Raw genomic sequence first — 17860 nt, forward strand, 5'->3', positions numbered from 1 at the left:
TTAGCATAGTTAGTGGAAACATAGGAGTTAACTCTTGAACTGCATAAAAACTTTAATTATTGCTAGTATAGTAAACTTACCCATGATGGTATTTTCAGAAACCAACTGTGATGGTAATACGTATGAAATAAACCAATGTTTAAAACAAAAAATGCAAAACCTTGATGAAAAGCTAGATAAAATAAAAAATCATAGCATTCAAGAATTTAAAAAATACCGCCATAAAATTTGCTCAAATATAAGCTCCACCTACAAAGATAGTAGCTACGAAGCTATCAAATATGGAAATTGTATTATTTCTCTTGATAAATGGTATATTGAACAGCTAAAGAAATGATAATTTTTATTAAAAATAATTTTATAATAATTGTGTTTATATTTTTAACAAGTTGTACACCACCACACTCATATGATAAAAAATTATGGAATAAATATCATAATAAATCTTCTTCAAGTTCTAAATTACATTCTAAACTTATAGAAATGAATGAAAAAACAGGTAGTAATTTTATTTGGACACCATATAACGCTACGAACAAATAAGGTGTATCTTACTAGGTATAAAAGTAGTACTAACTAAAATAGCTTAAATACAAGGTATTTTAGTAGATTGCCTGGTCAAGGCTAACAGAATACGTACTACTTGTTTAGTATACTTAACTATATAAGCCAATTCTTTAGAAATAAGCTGTTAACCACATCGTAGAAACTTTGTCTATAATAGTATCTCTTTCTGAGATATTAATTAAAAAATGTAAGCCCGTACGATTCTCAATATCTTGTATAGAAGTTCTATAATTAGCAACTTTTTTCTTTTCAACTCGAGAATTTGGCATTACAAAAGCTATGGTTTTATTTTTAGATGGTACATAAATTATCTTAAAGAAATAATCAGGTACTGCTATTTTATTGTCACCTATCGTTTTATGAATTTTTTGTTTTTTATATATTGGTCCTATATAAACATAAATACTATCATACATATTTGCCCAAATACGCTCATCTGTTTCTAAAGCTTCCCAACCTTGTCTATTTAGACCAGCTTTTTGTGGAGAGATATTAGAAAGTAAAAACGATTGTTCCGCTGATTTTTCACTAAAGTCCATAGAAGCGTATGAAGCAAGGTGTCCCCTATCATAGCCAGAGTTTTTATAATCACTTAACTGAGCTCTATAAACAAAAGGGATATCTGTATCTTCACGAAAAGCATCATCTCGCTTATGTTTATTAGCGATTTTCGCTTTAGTTAGTTTAAAGGCAACCCAACTAGCTTGTTTAGTTTGATAATTATAGCCAACTACGTAGCCATCTCTACATAGATATAAGTTAGCCTTCCCTAATCCATTAGTAACATCAAAGCTAGGATTACCAAACTCCAGAAAACCATGACAATAATCAGTAACAGCTGGTAAAGTGCTCTGTGGAGGATATTGTTTCAAATTGTTAAACTGGTTTGCCTGTTGCTTTTTTGCTTCCTCACTTTCAGAAAAAAACCTTGCTACAATATTCTTATTATCTTTAAGAGTATAGTTCTTGATTGGTTCTCTAGTAAAATAATCATAGATAGCATGTCTAAAGTTTATAAGTTTCTCTTTAAGATTATACTTATCAAAATAAGCTCCTGAAAACCCTGCAATTATAGTAATCCCAAGATAGATGAATATTTTAATATGCTTTTTATTCATATTTTTTATTTAATATGTCTTGTTTTGAATAATAAGAAATCTTTTACCTCTTCCTCTTCAATCAATGGTAAAACTTCTTTTCTAATCCGGCTATAGTAATTATTTATAGTTTTCTTCTCTGTATATGTCAGCATATATGTTTCTATTAACTTATATTCATAAGGTATTAAAGTCAAATCCTCAAAATAATAGAATGGACCATGACCTGTAGGAGACTCCTGGTTACGCTGTTTTACATAGCATAAGTTTTCTATTCTAATACCAAACTCTCCTGGAAAATATGCTCCTGGTTCATTGCTTAATATCATCCCAGGCATTAACTCTACCTTAGAACTTGAGTTAATACGTTGAGGTCCTTCATGAACTCCCAAGAAACTACCTACACCATGGCCTGTACCGTGACTATAATCAGCACAAAAATGCCACAAGTGCTCACGTGCCAAAACGTCTAATTGAGATCCTGTAGTGCCCTTAGGAAATATAGCTCTACCTAAAGCTAAATGTCCTTTTAAAACTAAAGTATAATATCTCTTATGCTCTATAGTTGGTCTACCAAAATGTAGCACTCTAGTTATATCTGTAGTGCCTTCTTTGTATTGTCCACCAGAATCACATAATAAAGGTGTTTGGTCATCAAGCGTTTTCAACTGAGAATTATTTTTAGGCTTATAATGAATAATGGCACCGTTAGCACCATGCCCTACAATATACGGAAAACTATCTTCAACATAACCCTTCTGCTGAGCTCTATATTCAGCTAACTTAGCAACAGCTTGTAGTTCATTAATACCTTGATAATTATTCTCTAACCAATACCACCACCTTATAAATGCCGCTGCATCTTTTCTATGAGCATCTTTAGCACCATTTATTTCTACGGAGTTTTTTATGGCTTTACTTAACACAATTGGTGATCTATCCACTAATATTGAACTTTTATCATTTTGTTCGATTGCTTGTTTTATAGCAAAGCTAGCACTAGTAGCATCTAGTAGATACCTAGCTTCATAAGTAGTTAGATCATCAAAAAATTGAGTATATTCTTTAACTGTAACTTTATTGTTTGATAGATAATCTTTTATTTGATTATCTAATTTAGAGCTATCTATATAAAAGTAAACTTCTACTAGAGTTATTACTAAATAGCTAATAGCTATTGGAGTATGTTCAATATCTCTGCCGCGAATATTAAGAGTCCACATAATCTCGTCTAAACTAGATACTACTAAAGCGTTTTGAGATTTTTCTTTTAACTCTTTACGGATACTGTTTAACTTTGATCCTATAGATTGACCGGCATACTGAATCTGTTGTTCAAATATTTTGTTTGCTGGGACTGATACACTTTGGTGTAATTTCTGTTGAGCTTTCGCAACTAAATTCTCACTATCAAAAACTATCTCTCCACCAGCCTTTGCAGCAACCTCTAATAAACCCAAAGCTCTAGTTATACCTATTTTTTTAGGATCTATAGCTAAAGTTTTACCAGTAAAATTCTTAACCAACCATTTTTCAATTTCAGACTCTAAACCTGTTTGTTTTAATAAAGTAAAAAAGCCCTTTTCTAGTTGGTACTCCGCTTGAGAAAAATATCTACCATCTGTAGATAAGTATGCATAATCCAAAGCTACTAAAACATCTCCTGCAGATCCATCAAAATCACTAATCCAAGCACGATACTGCCAACATTCAGGCACATATTCATTATTATGATCGTCTATTGAAGGTACTAAATAAAAATCATAACCTTTCTCATTCATTAGCTTTCTTAAAACTTGTAATTTTTGTGACATACTAATATCCTTTTTTTATTTATTCTATTCAAACCATATAAAACTAGCTTGCCTACCTGTAATCCCTTCTTTACGATATGAATAAAACCTTTTATTACTAAATGTACATAAACCTGAATCAACTACATCAAAACAATGATTACTATTTAAAATTTGCTTAGCTATAAACTTAATGTCAAACAAGTATTTGTTTTCACCTTTTGATCTAAAAGCTTGGCCAAATATTTCGTCTTGATTAACAAAACTATCATACACATCTTGACCAACCTCATAATACGGTTGTGTTATGCAAGGACCAAACCATGCGACAAGATCAAAACCTATAAATTCTTTTAAACTAACTTCTAATATGCCATGAGCTAAGCCTTTCCAGCCAGCATGTACGGCAGCTACTTTTGTCATTCTTTTATCAAAAAGTAAAATAGGAAGGCAATCTGCCGTCAATACTGTACAGACTTGATTTGGTTTATTTGTATAGATAGCATCACAAAAACCTTCATCATACTCATCAAAACTTTTAATAATAGTTGTGTGATTTTGTTTAAGCCACTTAACATTAGCGTTTACACACGATTTAAATAAATTACGATTTTTTTCAACTGCTAGAGGATTATCCCCAACATTATCAGATAGATTAAATTTAGCAAATTTGCCTTTGCTAAAGCCTTGAGTATTATTTGTATAGCCAAATTTAAGTTTTGGAAATGGTGTTTTAATAAAAACTACTGACATCTTTCTACTTACTCACTTTTTTATAATTATTTCTAACATAATTCTCGACTATCTCTATAAATTCGTTAGAGATATTATCACCTCTTAACGTATGAGCTTTTTTACCATCTATAAACACAGGTGCTACTGGTGATTCTCCACTACCAGGTAGGCTAATGCCGATATCAGCATTTTTAGATTCACCAGGACCATTTACCACACAGCCCATAACAGCAACTTTCATATTTTCAACACCTTTATACTCTTGTTTCCATTGGTGCATTTTCTCATCAAGGTATTCTTTGACTTGGCTAGTTAGCTCCCTAAAAAATGAGCTTGTTGTTCTACCACATCCAGGACAAGATATAACACTTGGAGTAAACGTTCTTAAGCCAAGGTTTTGCAGTATCTCACGACAAACTTTAACCTCCTCTGTACGTGGCGCATTTGGTGCTGGTGTTAACGATACTCGTATAGTATTACCAATACCTTGTTGTAAAAGTATACCTAAACTAATGGCACTAGCAACTATACCCTTTGTGCCCATACCTGCTTCTGTAAGCCCAAGGTGTAAAGCATAATCGCATTCTTTAGCTAATTTTTGGTAAACAGCAATCAAATCTTGGACTTCGCTAACTTTACATGAGATTACTATTTTATCTTTTGCTAAACCTAAGTCTTGAGCGTATTTAGCACTTTCCAAAGCTGATGTTATAAGAGCTTTATGCATTATTTCTTTTAAATCTAATGGATTATCAGATGAGTTGTTTTCATCTATTAAGCGTGCCAATAAACTTTGATCTAAACTTCCCCAATTAACCCCTATACGTACAGGTTTATCGTTCATTATAGCTATTTTTATAATTTCAGCAAATTGCGTATCTTTTTTCTTTCCAAAACCAACATTACCAGGATTAATTCTATATTTAGCTAATGCTTTTGCACATTCTGGATATTTACTCAAGAGAGTATGGCCATTATAGTGAAAATCTCCTACTAAAGGCACATGACAATTATGTTTTGCGAGCTCTTTTACAATTACAGAAACTGCATTTGCAGCTTCTTCATCATTAACAGTAATCCTTACAATTTCACTACCAGCTTTATATAATGCCAAAATTTGTTTTACTGTTTTATCTACATCAGCAGTGTAAGTATCAGTCATTGACTGAACTACTACAGGATTATTACCGCCAATTAAAACATCCCCAATTTTTACGATACTTGTTTTATACATACGAAAATCCAAAAACTATACTTTTACATTTTAATTACTATTTCAGAACATATACAATGTAAGATTATATCACTATAAACTTTATTTTTCAGACCTATGCACTTTAAAGAGCTAGAAAAATTTCTAAATAACAATTTTGAAATCAATACCTACAAAGACTATGCACCTAATGGCTTGCAAATACAGGGTAACAAAGACATCAAGAAAGTTATAACTGGGGTAACAGCTTGCCAAGCTTTAATTGACAGGGCTATAGACGAAAATGCTGATGCTATAATAGTGCATCATGGTTACTTTTGGAAAAGTGAAGACTATCCTATTACCGGAATAAAATATCAACGAATAGCAAAACTTATCAAAAATGGCATACATTTATTTGCTTACCATTTACCTTTAGATGGTCATAGAGAAATTGGTAATAATATCTTATTAGCTAAAAAGTTAAATTTGGAAAACGTTTCTTTTTTTGATACTGGAATAAAGCCTGATATATCAGTAATAGCTGATTGTAATCTAGATTTAACTAGTTTTGGCAAACTTATAGCAAAAACATTAGAAAGAGACCCTCTTATAATAAACACCAACAACCAAAACAAAAAAGTAGCCATATGTACTGGTGGTGCTCAAGATTTCATAGAATATGCTTATAATGCTGGAGCAACTACGTTTATATCAGGTGAAATTTCAGAACGTACAACCCATATTGCTAGAGAGCTAGGCATAAACTATATCGCAGCGGGTCACCATGCAACTGAAAAAGGAGGGGTAAAAGCTATTGCCAAGCTTCTTAAAGAAAAATTTGATTTAGACACTAAATTTATAGATATTAATAATCCTGCTTAGATTATATGAAAATAATATCATCAAACATGGCTGCAAAGTAATTAAATATTTTAATGTAAAAATAGCTTTACTTATAATTAATGTTATAATATATAACTTACTTTTAATTACATAAGGCTTAAGCAGTGGCAAATAAAGGGTTTATAGTTGATTACTCAACGGATAATGAACAGTTTGTGCTATATGAAATCCAGCAAATTAACTTTTCGAATTTATACTCTGATGATTTCTATTCGCAAGGAGAAATAAAAGCATATTTCGGTTTTAATTTTGTAGACTGCAATACAAAATACCAGGATTTGGATTGGGGTATTAGTTTCTGTAAAGGCTTGCAAAGACTATTATTTGGTTCTTTCGAATTTACGCGGGAATATAACCCTAACTTTATCATTATAACTTCACACAAAGAACTTAGAGAAAATATAGCAAAAGTCCAAAATTTTTATGAAAAATATAACAAAGAAGTTGTAATAAAAACTGATGGTTTTCAAAGTGAAGGCAACCTATTCATTTCCAACGAACCATTCAATGTTCTAAGAGCAAAAATTAATGAATTATTATTGGCTGAATGTAATTATATAATAATTGAAGAAAAAAAAATGATTAGCCCTAATTACCTTAAAACTAAGTACGCTTATTTAAAAGACTATGGCAAAGTAGGAATATTTAGAAGAGATATGATTATTTATAACAAGAATGAATTAAAAATGATAGAAGTCACAAAAGCGGTATTAGACACATCAAAAAACACTAATTCTCACGAGTTTTATTCAGCTGCAAGTGATGTTGGTTACAGTGATCGTAAGTTTTATATGAAAGGAAATATAAAAAAACATTTAAACAAAAGGGAACAACCGAATTTAAACTACAGAAATAGAAAGAAAAATTATGAAAAAATGGTTAAAGTTATAGATATTTTTAGTAACATTAAAGATTTACCAAAAGTTCTTTACTTATTATGCTTTAGTAATATTAATCACTTTCTGAGTCAATCTGGTGCGTACAATTTTATTGTGTATTTAGGAAAATACTTGGGAAGAGAAATTAAAATAGATGATCAATTTGACCAAGATGTTTTATATAAGCTAGATTGTATTCTGAAAGTTTTAAAATAGTTGAAAGAGAGTTCCAGATGTAGTTTATTAGGTTTGAGAAGAACTTAAATAAACGAACAGGAACTAAAAATGGCACATAGACATTTAACTCTTTCAGATAGATATTATATAGAAAATTTACTTAAATTAGGATACTTAGAAGCAGCAATAGCTAATAAAATAGGATTTAGTAAAACAGCTGTTATAAATGAACTTAAAAGGAATAAAGTAGGTAAAAGTTATTCTGCAGAGATAGCCCATAAGTTGTATTGTAGTCGTAGAAAGTCAAATAATCATAAACTTACTAATGAAGTTAAAAAGCTGATAATAGCTTTACTCAAAAAGAAAATATCACCGGAGTTAATTTGTGGTAGATTAAAGCATGAAGGTATAGCTAAGCTAAGTTTTAAAGCTGTTTATAACTTTATACAAAGACATAACCTTAAACAGTTATTATTCTTCAAAGGTAGGCGTTACAAATACAAAAAAGAAGGCTCCTCAAATCAAGGTAAGATAAAGGATAGAGTCAACATATCACAAAGGCCTAAAGCAGCTAATGATAGAAAAGAGCTGTATCATTTTGAAGGTGATACTATAGTCGGTAAAGATCATAAAGGAGCTATTTTGACTATGGTAGATAGAGTTAGTAGATTCACAATTCTAGGCAAAGCTAAAGATAGAACAGCTAGTTCAATTAACCAAATTTTATACAGAGCATCAAATGGTAATAAAATTACCACAGCTACTTTTGATAATGGTAAAGAGTTTGCTAAACACAAAAATTTATCAAATAAAACTGGTATTAAAGTATTCTTTGCAGATGCATATAGTCCATGGCAAAGAGGTACAAATGAAAACATGAATAGGTATATCAGACAATTTATTCCTAAAGGTACTGATTTTAGTAATATCTCTCATCAGTATCTTAGAAAGTTGCAAATTGACTTGAATAATAGACCTAAAAAATGTTTAAATTATTTAACACCTAATGAGGTACATTTCGGAATCAGTATAAACATTGAGACTACAATCTAGCTAATAAAAACTATGGTTTTCATAAAATACCGGTTTATCATCCTAATAATAACAATGTAGATATTAATATTTTAATAAATAATTTCTTAAACGAAATAATATCTCAGCTACCTCAGAAAAACCCTAAACATAGATTTTTAAATTACTTAACAAATAGTAGATTTCAAGGAATTTCATTGCTAAGGAGAATATTTTATGTAGCTGAGATAAAAAGATCACAATTATTTAAATCAACCCAGACTAGTACCGGGAAACTTATTTTAAAGCTGCTTAATAAGCCTATGTTTTCTGATTTGAAAATATTTATCCAAACAATGATGAGTATTAACAGTAATTCATTTGATCAAGATATTTTAAAAATAATTGCTTTACATTACGAATATTTTTGGTTGAATAAAAGCCAATCGAAGCTTTTAATGGACCAACTTAATCCAGAATTTGCTTATCGCCAAAACGAGAACACTTTTAATAATCCGGCTGACCAATTTTGGCAAAATTATGAAAAAACAATAAAAACTTTTTTTGAGACCGCCTACTCACTTAAAGCTGATAGCTCTTGCTTAAATTTTTCACCTTTTTTGAAGTAACAAGGAGTTTCTTTTTGTTTATTTGATTTTTACAAGCCTAATAAATTTACACATGGAATCCTCTTTCAACTAATTTCAAATTTTGAGAATACAATCTAAGAATTATTTGATAAATTCCTGCTCTATTTCCTCTAAAGAACGCCCTGTGGTTTTAGGTACAAATTTAAACACAACAAAACAGTATACTAAAGTACATCCGCCACAGATGAAAAATATACTACTTTCACCCAAAGAATGTGAAATAGGAAGAAATATAGAAGCTAATATAGCAGATGCCATACTGTTTAAAAATAAAGCTGTCCCTAATGCCTTACTTCTTATGTTATTTGGCAATAACTCTGACATTATGACCCAAACATACGCTCCAGGACCTATGGCAAAAAAGAATATAAAGCTTATTAATCCAGCTAATAATACCCAACCTTTAAGCTCTCCTATAGGAAGTATCCACAGCATTAATCCTGTTATTACAAGTGATGCTGATACCATAAATGTCCCAAAAGTTATTATGAATTTTCTTTCTAGCTTATCTGCTATAAATACAGCCAAAAGTGTAGCAAAAAAGTTTATAGCTGTAATAGTCACTCCTCCTAATATAGAAACATAATTAGAACCTAAACCTGACTCTTTCAACATTGTAGCAGAAAATTGCAATATGCTGTTTATGCCTGTCATTTGCGCTAATATCGCTATGGAAAAAACTAACATTATAGGACCTAAATAATGCCTATGATGAAGGTTTTTCCATATGCTCCCCTCCTCTTTTGACTTTTTAATATTAGCTTGAATTTGACTAATTTGTTCATTAGCTTTTTGTAGACCCATAGTTTGAACTAATAGCTCTTTAGCTTGTTGTTCCCTATTAACCATCATTAACCATCTTGGCGACTTTAACAAAAAGAAACTACCTACAAAAAATATTACTGCGGGAACTAAAGCTGTTAAAAACATTGCCCTCCAGTTACCTGTGGGTTCAAAAAGCAACCCAATATAATTAGATATCAAAATACCAGCAGTCAAAAATAATTGAAAACAAGTAACTGCAACTCCTCGGATATTATTAGGCACTACTTCTGTAAGATATAAAGGTGCTGTAACAGTGATAAAACCTACAGAAACCCCTTGAACTAAACGAGATAATAAAAGCATCTGGTAGTCGTGAGATTCATATATCAACCATACTGAAATTATAAATATAAGTCCTGCCAATAATAAGGTATTTTTTCTCCCTATAAAATCTGCTATCACACCTGCTAGTAATATTGCAAAAGCCCCTCCAAAAAGGACTGAGCCTCCTAGAAGTGAAGTTTCAAATGTTGTCATAGGAATATCATTATTAATAAATAAAAAGGCGCTATTGATGACTCCTATATCGTAGCCATAAAGCATGCCACCCATCGCTGAAAAAAATATCAGCATTATAATTTTGATCCTTGCTTTTTTAGTATCCATAAAATTTCTCCTGATAAGAATTTAAACTGTTTCTGTAACTTTTTTAAGATTTGTTGGATTATCTGGGTTAAGTCCAAGCAAAATAGCTAGGTCATTAACTAAAATATAAAATTTTTGCAGTATCACTATTGGTTCAAGTACTGGGTGGGTTTTTAATTCTACACCTAGATTAACCTTAGCCTGTGACTCTGACTTAACCCCAAAACTAGCAAAAATAGTATTAACTCCTAAACTTGACATTCTATTTACAATGTCAATTGTTCCACGTGCGCTTTCATCATTTTGTAATATCGTAAAAGTTGTAAATGTTTGATTCATTAGAGCAAAAGGGCCATGCAGAACTTCCGCCCCACTAAAAGCTTCTGCATGAATTCCACAAGTTTCTTTAAACTTTAAAGCCATCTCTTGAGATATGGGGAACCCAAACCCTCGACCAATAACAAACATATTTTTACTTTTTTTCAAAATATCAACGGCTGGAACCCAGTTTAAATTTAAAGAGTCCTGAAGAACTTTTGGTAAATCTATTAATGCTTCTAATAAACTAGCTTCTTGAGAATATTCAGCTACTAAGTTAACTAAAGCTACCAGTGAGGTAATAACACTTTTTGTTGCAGCAACAGCCTTTTCCTCACCGGCCCTAACAGGTAATATTAAATCTGCCACCTCGGCTAATGGAGACTCTTCTTTGTTAACAATTGCTAAAGTAGAGCAACCTGCTTTTTTGCAACCTTGCAAAGCAAGCTTTAGATCTGGGCTACCACCAGATTGTGAAATAGCTATAGCTAGAGTTTCGTTATCACCAATATTTTTACCGTAAATAGTAGTTACTGAAGGTGATAACGAAGAAACACTAAACCCCAATTTTACTTCAAATAAATATTTTGCAAAATTTGCCACGCAATCAGAGCTTCCTCTTGCTATTGTTATAACTCTTTTGATATTCTTAGATTTTAATAGTTTAACAATATCTCTTATTATATCTTTATTTAATTCTAGCTGGTTAGCTACTTTCTGAAAGCTACTAACAGCCTCTTGGTGCATAAGTGTATTTGACATATTTTATTATTCGAGGAGACTAATTAACTTCATTATAATAATAGATTATATTTTTTTACAACATAAATTTGTATTTAAATATTTAATGGAACTTATTATTTTATACATGTACAATGTTTGATTATCATAAGTTACATAAAGGTTCAAGTAAAATGCTCTTCATTCTAATAGTAGTTTTCTTACTGCTAGTTTTTCTTCAATTAAAAGATTATAGCTTTAATTTTAGAACTATATTAGCTTTAATTGCTGGAATAGTTATTGGAATATTATACACTACGACAAACTATAATAGTGAAGTCTTTATCCAAGCTACTGATATATTAGGTGACGGTTATATCTCACTATTAAAAATGCTAATAATCCCTATAGTTTTAACTTCTATAGTACATTCTATCGTTAATCTTAAAAACTACAATAGCTCTTCTATAATTAAGTTTGCCTATAAAACCATAGCTACTTTATTAATCCTAACTGGTGTAAGTGCTGCTATTGGTGCTACAGTTGCTATCATTATGAATATTGGACATGGGTTAGATATAGCTTCGATAACCGGTGAAGTTGCTAAAGAAATGAAAACTTCTTCTTTTTCAGAAACTATCTTGAGCTTTTTACCTGATAATCTATTCCATCAAATGGATAATAACAATGTTATGGCTGTTGTTATATTTGCTATCTTATTAGGTTTTTCTATGCTTATAGCACATCGTGAAGATAGTAAACTTGCCAAACCTTTTATTGATTTTATAGATTCAGCTTTTTTTGTGATCAAGAAACTTGCAAGAATGGTTATTTCAGTTACACCCTATGGTGTTCTTGGCCTTATGATCCAGATGAGTATAGAGCTTGATAAAAATAGTATTTCAACGGTTTTATACTTTATATTAACTTGTTATATAGCTATGCTTATTGTGTTAACTATGCATATTGGTTTATTGATAGTATTTAAAACCAACTTGATTAGATTCTATAAAAGCATTTGGAAGGCTATGTTAGTAGCAGCCACATCTAGGTCAAGCATGGGTACTCTACCATTGTCAATAGAAGGTTTAAACAAATACGGTATATCTAGCACTATTGCAACTTTTGCTCCTACTATGGGAACTACGCTAGGAATGAATGCCTGTGCAGGAGTCTTCCCTGCCGTGTTAGCTATTATGGCTATGAACGCCACTGGCGTTGATATTACTTTTTCAAGCATTGTACTTATATCTTTTATTTGTATGTTAGCATCTTTAGGAGTCTCAGGTATACCAGGAACAGCTTTTGTAGCTGCTGGGATAGTATTCTCATACTTTGGTTTACCTTGGCAGCTTATAGCTTTAATTATAGGAGTGGATGCTATTATTGACAGCTTTAGAACACCATTAAATATTCATGGCTCTATGACTACAGCTATAATTGTTGATAAATCTACAAAAATTAACTAAATCATACCTTAGATTTTCACCATAAAATTAATATACTAGTTGCTCAAACCTAAGTAGCTATAATCATATAGTTTTAGTAATATATTTAAAGCCTATTTCCTAATAGGCTTTTACTAATTTGAAATAAGTTACTAGTTATATTAGACTTTTGAATATAGCTGTACAAACAGGGAAAGAATAAATATTATGAAAATACTATCTGTTCAAGATATGTCTAGTATTGTTGGTAAACACGGTTTTGATAATTTTATAAAAGATTTAGTCAAGTACCTTAAAGAAGACTTTGTAAGATGGAATGAGTTTGATAAATCACCACGCTATGCTGCTCATGTTCCAGGTGGTGTAATAGAACTTATGCCTACAGTTGATAAAAAACTATTTACTTATAAATATGTAAATGGTCATCCTAAAAACCCAGAATTAGGCAAACAAACTGTGGTTGCTACCGGTCAACTTAGTGAAGTGAAACATGGTTACCCTTTACTGATTTCCGAAATGACTTTGCTTACAGCCTTAAGAACGGCAGCAGCTACAATTTTAGCTACTGAATATTTAGCTCGTAAAGACAGTAAAACGATAGCTTTGATAGGTACAGGAGCTCAAAGCGAGTTTCAGACTTTAGCTCATAAGTTAATTCGTCCTATAAAAATGGTTAGATATTTTGATACAGACCCAGAAGCTATGAAAAAATATGCTAATAATATGAAAGATTCTGGACTTGAACTAATAGCTTGTGAAAATGCTAAACAAGCTTGTGAAGGTGCTGATATTATAGTTGTTTGCACAGCTTGTAAGTTACATGCTATTGTTATAGAAAATGACTGGATCAAAAAAGGGGTTCATATAAATGGACTAGGTGGAGATTGTCCGGGCAAAACAGAACTTGATAAAAATATCTTATTTAGAGGTAAAGTGGTTGTTGAATATACACAACAATCTATGATTGAAGGTGAGATTCAAAACTTAACTCCACAAGAAATTGACCAAGTTTTACATGCAGAAGTCTGGGAAATCGTTATTGGTACTAAAAAAGGTAGAGAAAGTGATGATGAAATAACAATATATGACTCTGTAGGTTTTGCAATTGAGGATTTTTCAGTATTACGTCTAGCTTTAGATTTAGCAGAAAAATACGGTATTGGTAGTCAGATGGATATGGTCCCTCCCATCAAAGATCCCAAAAACCTTTATTCTATCCTTTAAGTGCAAAAGTTAACCATTTATTACTTCTTTAAACCCATACCTATAAAACTGTAAGCTTTATAGATACTATTTTAGTATCTATAATTTCTGTGATTTCTAAAAGAACATTATTGCCTTTTATACAACATGGTCCAGATGGTAAATTTTCAATCTTCTCAATTATCAAACCAGAAAGAGTCTTAGCATCTTCACTTTCAAATTGGATACCAATATGACGATTTATTTCTCTAAGTGTAGCACTACCCCCGATTAGATAACTCCTATCATCAAGCTTACGAATATTATTATGAATATCAAACCTATCAGAAAATTCTCCTACTATTTCTTCCATAATATCTTCTATTGTAACCACTCCTATAACATCTCCATACTCATCAACAACTACAGCAAAACGCTTACCTTTCTTTTGGAAATTAATAAGTTGAGTCTGTAAAGATACAGTTTCTGGAATAAAATATGGCTGTTGAGCAATTTTACGCAATTTAGACTTATTAATACTTGACTTAGATAGTATTAGTAAATTTGTTATCTCTTTTAACTTAATTACACCTATCACGTTGTTTATGCCGTTTTCACATACAAGAATATTTGCAGATTTCATTTTAGAAATACGTATAAGTATTTTCTCTATTGGATTGTTTAAATCTATATATTCTATTTTATTAAAATGGGTCATCACTTCTTGGATTAAAATCTTATCAAGCTCGAGGACTCCTAAAAGCATGTTTTTATTTTTAGACCCTAGCTTTGAATTTGATTCATGAACAACAGTATGTATTTCTTCCTTATTTAAGGATTCATTATTCACTGATTCTATTTTAATACCAAATATTTTAAGTGCTACTCTAGATATTATTCCTAAAACTATAACGACAGGGTATAAAATCAGCATTATCAATTTTAAAGGTAATGAGAATGGAAAAGCCAGTTTTTGTGGATAAACTGCTGCAAATGATTTTGGTATAATTTCTCCAAATATCAAAATGATCATAGTAACTGCTACTGTGGCTACCATAAGCCCGAAATTACCAAAATGAGTTTCTGAATACGATGAAATAACTGCTCCAGCAAAAATATTTGCAAAAGTATTACCTATAAGTATAGTTATCAAAAGCTTTTCCGGTTTGGCTACTAATGACAAACTACGCCTTGCGGCTTTATTATTTTTTTTCGCTAAATGCTTGAGTTTATATTTATTAAGAGCCATCATACACGTTTCTGAACTTGAGAAAAATGCTGACACACATATTAACAAAAATAAAATTACTAGTACGGTGTAAGTATCCATTATTTACAAAATGTTTATAAAATAAGATTGAATATATAATTCTAACATATACAAATTGTTAGATAAAAAGATATGAATTTATTTGTTAAGATTTTTCACTTTTTATGACATTTAAACTCTCATAAAGTCAGCATGGATAAGCTTAACTTTGTACGGGTGTCTTTGTAATGCTTTGATAATAACTTTTTCTTCTTTACCATCTATATCTAGAGTCACTTCACTTGAAAAAAATGCTCTATCTTCAGTAGCGTGTAAAAGTTTATCATGATCCATAACTATAGATAAAGCCTCTTTCTCACCACCATATACAACTGCTGGAATTTTACCAGCACTTCTTAGACGGCGGCTCGCACCTGTTCCTAAATCTTCTCTTTTTTGTGCTTTTAAAACAAAACTTGCCATTTTTGTATTCCTTATTTTTTTAACAAACAATTAGCTACTAAGCCATGCGACCCTGGATTAGCCGAGCTATTGTATTAGATTAAGAACTATAATTCAAGTTAAAAAAAGTTTAATCTACCAAGCCATCAGTACGGAATATATCACTAACAGACTCTTCACCATTAGTTTTTTCTATTATCTGAGCTAATAAAGGAGCTAAAGAAATAACCTTTATTTTACTACATTCCTGAGCGTTTAGCTTAAGAGGAATAGAATCAGTAACTATAAGCTCATCTATAGCTGAATTTTCAATATTTTTAATCGCATCACCAGAAAGCAAAGGATGGACACAAAAAGCTGATACCTTAGCTGCACCACCTTTGTCAACTAAAGCCTGAGCTGCTTGACATATGGTACCCCCTGTATCCATTATGTCATCAACCAAGATACAGTGCTTACCATCTACCTCACCAATTATATTCATAACTTCGGCGACGTTTGGTTTAGGCCTTCTTTTATCAACTACTGCTATCTCTACACCCAAATTCTTAGCTACTGACCTAGCTCTAACCACACCACCCATATCTGGGGAAACTATCTTAACGTTTTCATATTTTGACGGGTTTTTACGGACATATTCTAAAAAGATTTTTGTTGCAAAAGCATTGTCAAAAGGTATGTCAAAAAACCCCTGTATTTGCTCGGCATGAATATCCACTGACAATATTCTATCAAGACCAACTGCTTGAAGCATATTTGCAACTACTTTTGCTGAAATTGGAACTCTCGCAGACTTTGATCTTCTATCTTGTCTGGCATAACCAAAATACGGTAATACTGCTGTTACCCTTTCAGCTGATGATCTTTTTAATGCATCAATTAGTAAAATAAGTTCCATCAGATTATCTGCTGGTGGACAAGTTGACTGTATTACAAATATATCTTTACCACGAACATTTTCATTTAATACAACGTGTATTTCACCATCTTTGAATCTACCAACTGTTGCGTTACCAAGAGTTGCTCCTAACTCTTTTGCAACCTCATCAGCAAGCTTTCTTGACGCATTACCACTAAAAATCATCAAATCTTCAGACATTTGTAAAAACCTTAATAACTTACACACCACAAAACTAATTTTAATCCTTTTTTAGAACATTAACAGTTAAAATGTCAAATTTTAACAAAATATTTTTGTTGAATTTTTCTATTACCTACTTCAGTGTGTATTTAAGCGCCACAAATTTGAGTAAAGTTTTTATAATAGAAATACTGAAATACTTGAAGTAACAGCAACATAGCCAGACTCAAAGATACTATTATTGATAGAACTGGCCAGCCTAGAAATATAGCGCTACTTAGATCACACATTACACTTACTAAAGATAACGTTAGGAAAACTATACTAAACCCTTCGGCCTGTTTTTGGCGATAATTTTTATATATTTGTGGCAACCAATATAAATTATAGATAATTCCACCTATCGACCCTAGTACTAACAAATATTTAGAACTAAGATTTATATATAAAACTACAAACATTACTAACAATAAAAATATTATTATTAATATGCTATGTACAGCTATATACTTATCTCTTCTGTCATTTAAAATTTGAAATTGTTGAATAACTAAAAAACTCAATAAAATAACATCTACTAACACATATTGCCATTGCAAACCAAATCCTATTGCGTAAATTAAATCAAAAGAGTTCGCCAAAATCATTAAAGAATGAGTCCACAAACTTATCTCTAAAGTTTTATGTTTAAATTGATTATGTAACATTTGAGGCAAAAAATGTACGAAATATATAATCAAAGATATATTTAGGGTTATATAGCCTATATTTTGCATTAAAACTCTCCTATTATTTCTAGTGGTTTCTAAATAATAGGAATTTGAATGACCTTTTGTTGAAAAACACCAAACAAACTCCCTACGCTAATACTAATTAGATCAGGTACAAAGGGTATATCTCAGCTACTATACTAGACAATATGGTTAAATAGCACCCCCGTTGTGAGCACTAATATAACATAGGTACAAAATTATTTATAATATT

The 17860-nt window shown here is 31.2% G+C and carries 17 protein-coding genes and 1 riboswitch; of the genes, 7 read left to right on the plus strand and 10 right to left on the minus strand.

Annotated elements, in window-relative coordinates:
• Positions 1–43: 43 nt before the first annotated feature.
• A complete protein-coding gene (locus SD28_RS05660) occupies positions 44–337 on the plus strand; it encodes a lysozyme inhibitor LprI family protein (RefSeq protein WP_039125825.1) in 294 nt (97 codons plus the stop codon).
• 340 nt (positions 338–677) lie between these two features.
• On the opposite strand, the gene SD28_RS05670 is transcribed toward SD28_RS05660, so the two are convergent.
• From SD28_RS05670 to ispG, 4 genes are read right to left on the minus strand one after another with little or no spacing between them, the layout of a single operon-like run.
• The gene (locus tag SD28_RS05670) at positions 678–1685 is read right to left on the minus strand and encodes a DNA/RNA non-specific endonuclease (protein WP_052251881.1); all 1008 of its coding nucleotides are present in this window, start codon (positions 1683–1685) and stop codon (positions 678–680) included.
• Positions 1686–1690: 5 nt separating this feature from the next.
• Positions 1691–3478 (minus strand): aminopeptidase P family protein, encoded by a 1788-nt coding sequence (locus SD28_RS05675; protein ID WP_039124957.1) that lies wholly within the window; start codon positions 3476–3478, stop codon positions 1691–1693.
• Positions 3479–3502: 24 nt separating this feature from the next.
• The gene (gene pgeF, locus SD28_RS05680; protein ID WP_039124958.1) at positions 3503–4210 is read right to left on the minus strand and encodes a peptidoglycan editing factor PgeF; all 708 of its coding nucleotides are present in this window, start codon (positions 4208–4210) and stop codon (positions 3503–3505) included.
• A 4-nt stretch (positions 4211–4214) separates the two neighbouring features.
• Positions 4215–5426, minus strand: a complete 1212-nt coding sequence (gene ispG, locus SD28_RS05685; protein ID WP_039124959.1) for a flavodoxin-dependent (E)-4-hydroxy-3-methylbut-2-enyl-diphosphate synthase — start codon at positions 5424–5426, stop codon at positions 4215–4217.
• A gap of 96 nt (positions 5427–5522) precedes the next feature.
• Here ispG and SD28_RS05690 point away from each other — a divergent pair, with 96 nt between their 5' ends.
• The 4 genes from SD28_RS05690 to SD28_RS05705 all read left to right on the plus strand — a co-directional run bounded on the left by SD28_RS05690 (position 5523) and on the right by SD28_RS05705 (position 8985).
• Complete coding sequence (locus tag SD28_RS05690; RefSeq protein WP_039124960.1) at positions 5523–6269, plus strand: Nif3-like dinuclear metal center hexameric protein; 747 nt, start codon at positions 5523–5525, stop codon at positions 6267–6269.
• A 125-nt stretch (positions 6270–6394) separates the two neighbouring features.
• Positions 6395–7384, plus strand: a complete 990-nt coding sequence (locus SD28_RS05695; protein WP_039124961.1) for a hypothetical protein — start codon at positions 6395–6397, stop codon at positions 7382–7384.
• Between the two features lie 69 nt (positions 7385–7453).
• On the plus strand, positions 7454–8398 hold the full coding sequence (locus tag SD28_RS05700) for an IS30 family transposase (RefSeq protein ID WP_039124962.1): 945 nt from the start codon (positions 7454–7456) through the stop codon (positions 8396–8398).
• Between the two features lie 176 nt (positions 8399–8574).
• On the plus strand, positions 8575–8985 hold the full coding sequence (locus tag SD28_RS05705) for a hypothetical protein (protein WP_039124963.1): 411 nt from the start codon (positions 8575–8577) through the stop codon (positions 8983–8985).
• A 102-nt stretch (positions 8986–9087) separates the two neighbouring features.
• On the opposite strand, the gene SD28_RS05710 is transcribed toward SD28_RS05705, so the two are convergent.
• Both SD28_RS05710 and SD28_RS05715 read right to left on the minus strand, forming a co-directional pair.
• A complete protein-coding gene (locus SD28_RS05710) occupies positions 9088–10437 on the minus strand; it encodes a sugar porter family MFS transporter (RefSeq protein WP_039124964.1) in 1350 nt (449 codons plus the stop codon).
• Between the two features lie 21 nt (positions 10438–10458).
• Positions 10459–11496 carry an SIS domain-containing protein gene (locus SD28_RS05715; protein ID WP_039124965.1) on the minus strand — a complete coding sequence of 346 codons (1038 nt, stop codon included), beginning with the start codon at positions 11494–11496 and terminating at the stop codon, positions 10459–10461.
• A 152-nt stretch (positions 11497–11648) separates the two neighbouring features.
• Here SD28_RS05715 and SD28_RS05720 point away from each other — a divergent pair, with 152 nt between their 5' ends.
• The gene (locus SD28_RS05720; RefSeq protein WP_039125829.1) at positions 11649–12923 is read left to right on the plus strand and encodes a dicarboxylate/amino acid:cation symporter; all 1275 of its coding nucleotides are present in this window, start codon (positions 11649–11651) and stop codon (positions 12921–12923) included.
• A gap of 186 nt (positions 12924–13109) precedes the next feature.
• Entirely contained in the window at positions 13110–14126 is a 1017-nt protein-coding gene (locus tag SD28_RS05725) for an ornithine cyclodeaminase (RefSeq protein WP_039124966.1), read from the plus strand.
• Between the two features lie 40 nt (positions 14127–14166).
• On the opposite strand, the gene SD28_RS05730 is transcribed toward SD28_RS05725, so the two are convergent.
• From SD28_RS05730 to SD28_RS05745, 4 genes are all read right to left on the minus strand, one after another.
• Positions 14167–15414 (minus strand): HlyC/CorC family transporter, encoded by a 1248-nt coding sequence (locus SD28_RS05730; protein ID WP_039124967.1) that lies wholly within the window; start codon positions 15412–15414, stop codon positions 14167–14169.
• Positions 15415–15525: 111 nt separating this feature from the next.
• Complete coding sequence (gene rplY, locus SD28_RS05735) at positions 15526–15816, minus strand: 50S ribosomal protein L25 (RefSeq protein WP_039124969.1); 291 nt, start codon at positions 15814–15816, stop codon at positions 15526–15528.
• A gap of 109 nt (positions 15817–15925) precedes the next feature.
• On the minus strand, positions 15926–16894 hold the full coding sequence (locus SD28_RS05740) for a ribose-phosphate pyrophosphokinase (RefSeq protein WP_039124971.1): 969 nt from the start codon (positions 16892–16894) through the stop codon (positions 15926–15928).
• Positions 16895–17025: 131 nt separating this feature from the next.
• Positions 17026–17652: a PQ-loop repeat-containing protein gene (locus tag SD28_RS05745; protein WP_039124973.1), complete on the minus strand. Its 627-nt coding sequence runs from the start codon at positions 17650–17652 to the stop codon at positions 17026–17028.
• A 61-nt stretch (positions 17653–17713) separates the two neighbouring features.
• Positions 17714–17824, minus strand: a riboswitch (TPP riboswitch).
• Positions 17825–17860: the final 36 nt, after the last annotated feature.

It is taken from the genome of Allofrancisella guangzhouensis (assembly GCF_000815225.1).
Taxonomy (GTDB): domain Bacteria; phylum Pseudomonadota; class Gammaproteobacteria; order Francisellales; family Francisellaceae; genus Francisella; species Francisella guangzhouensis.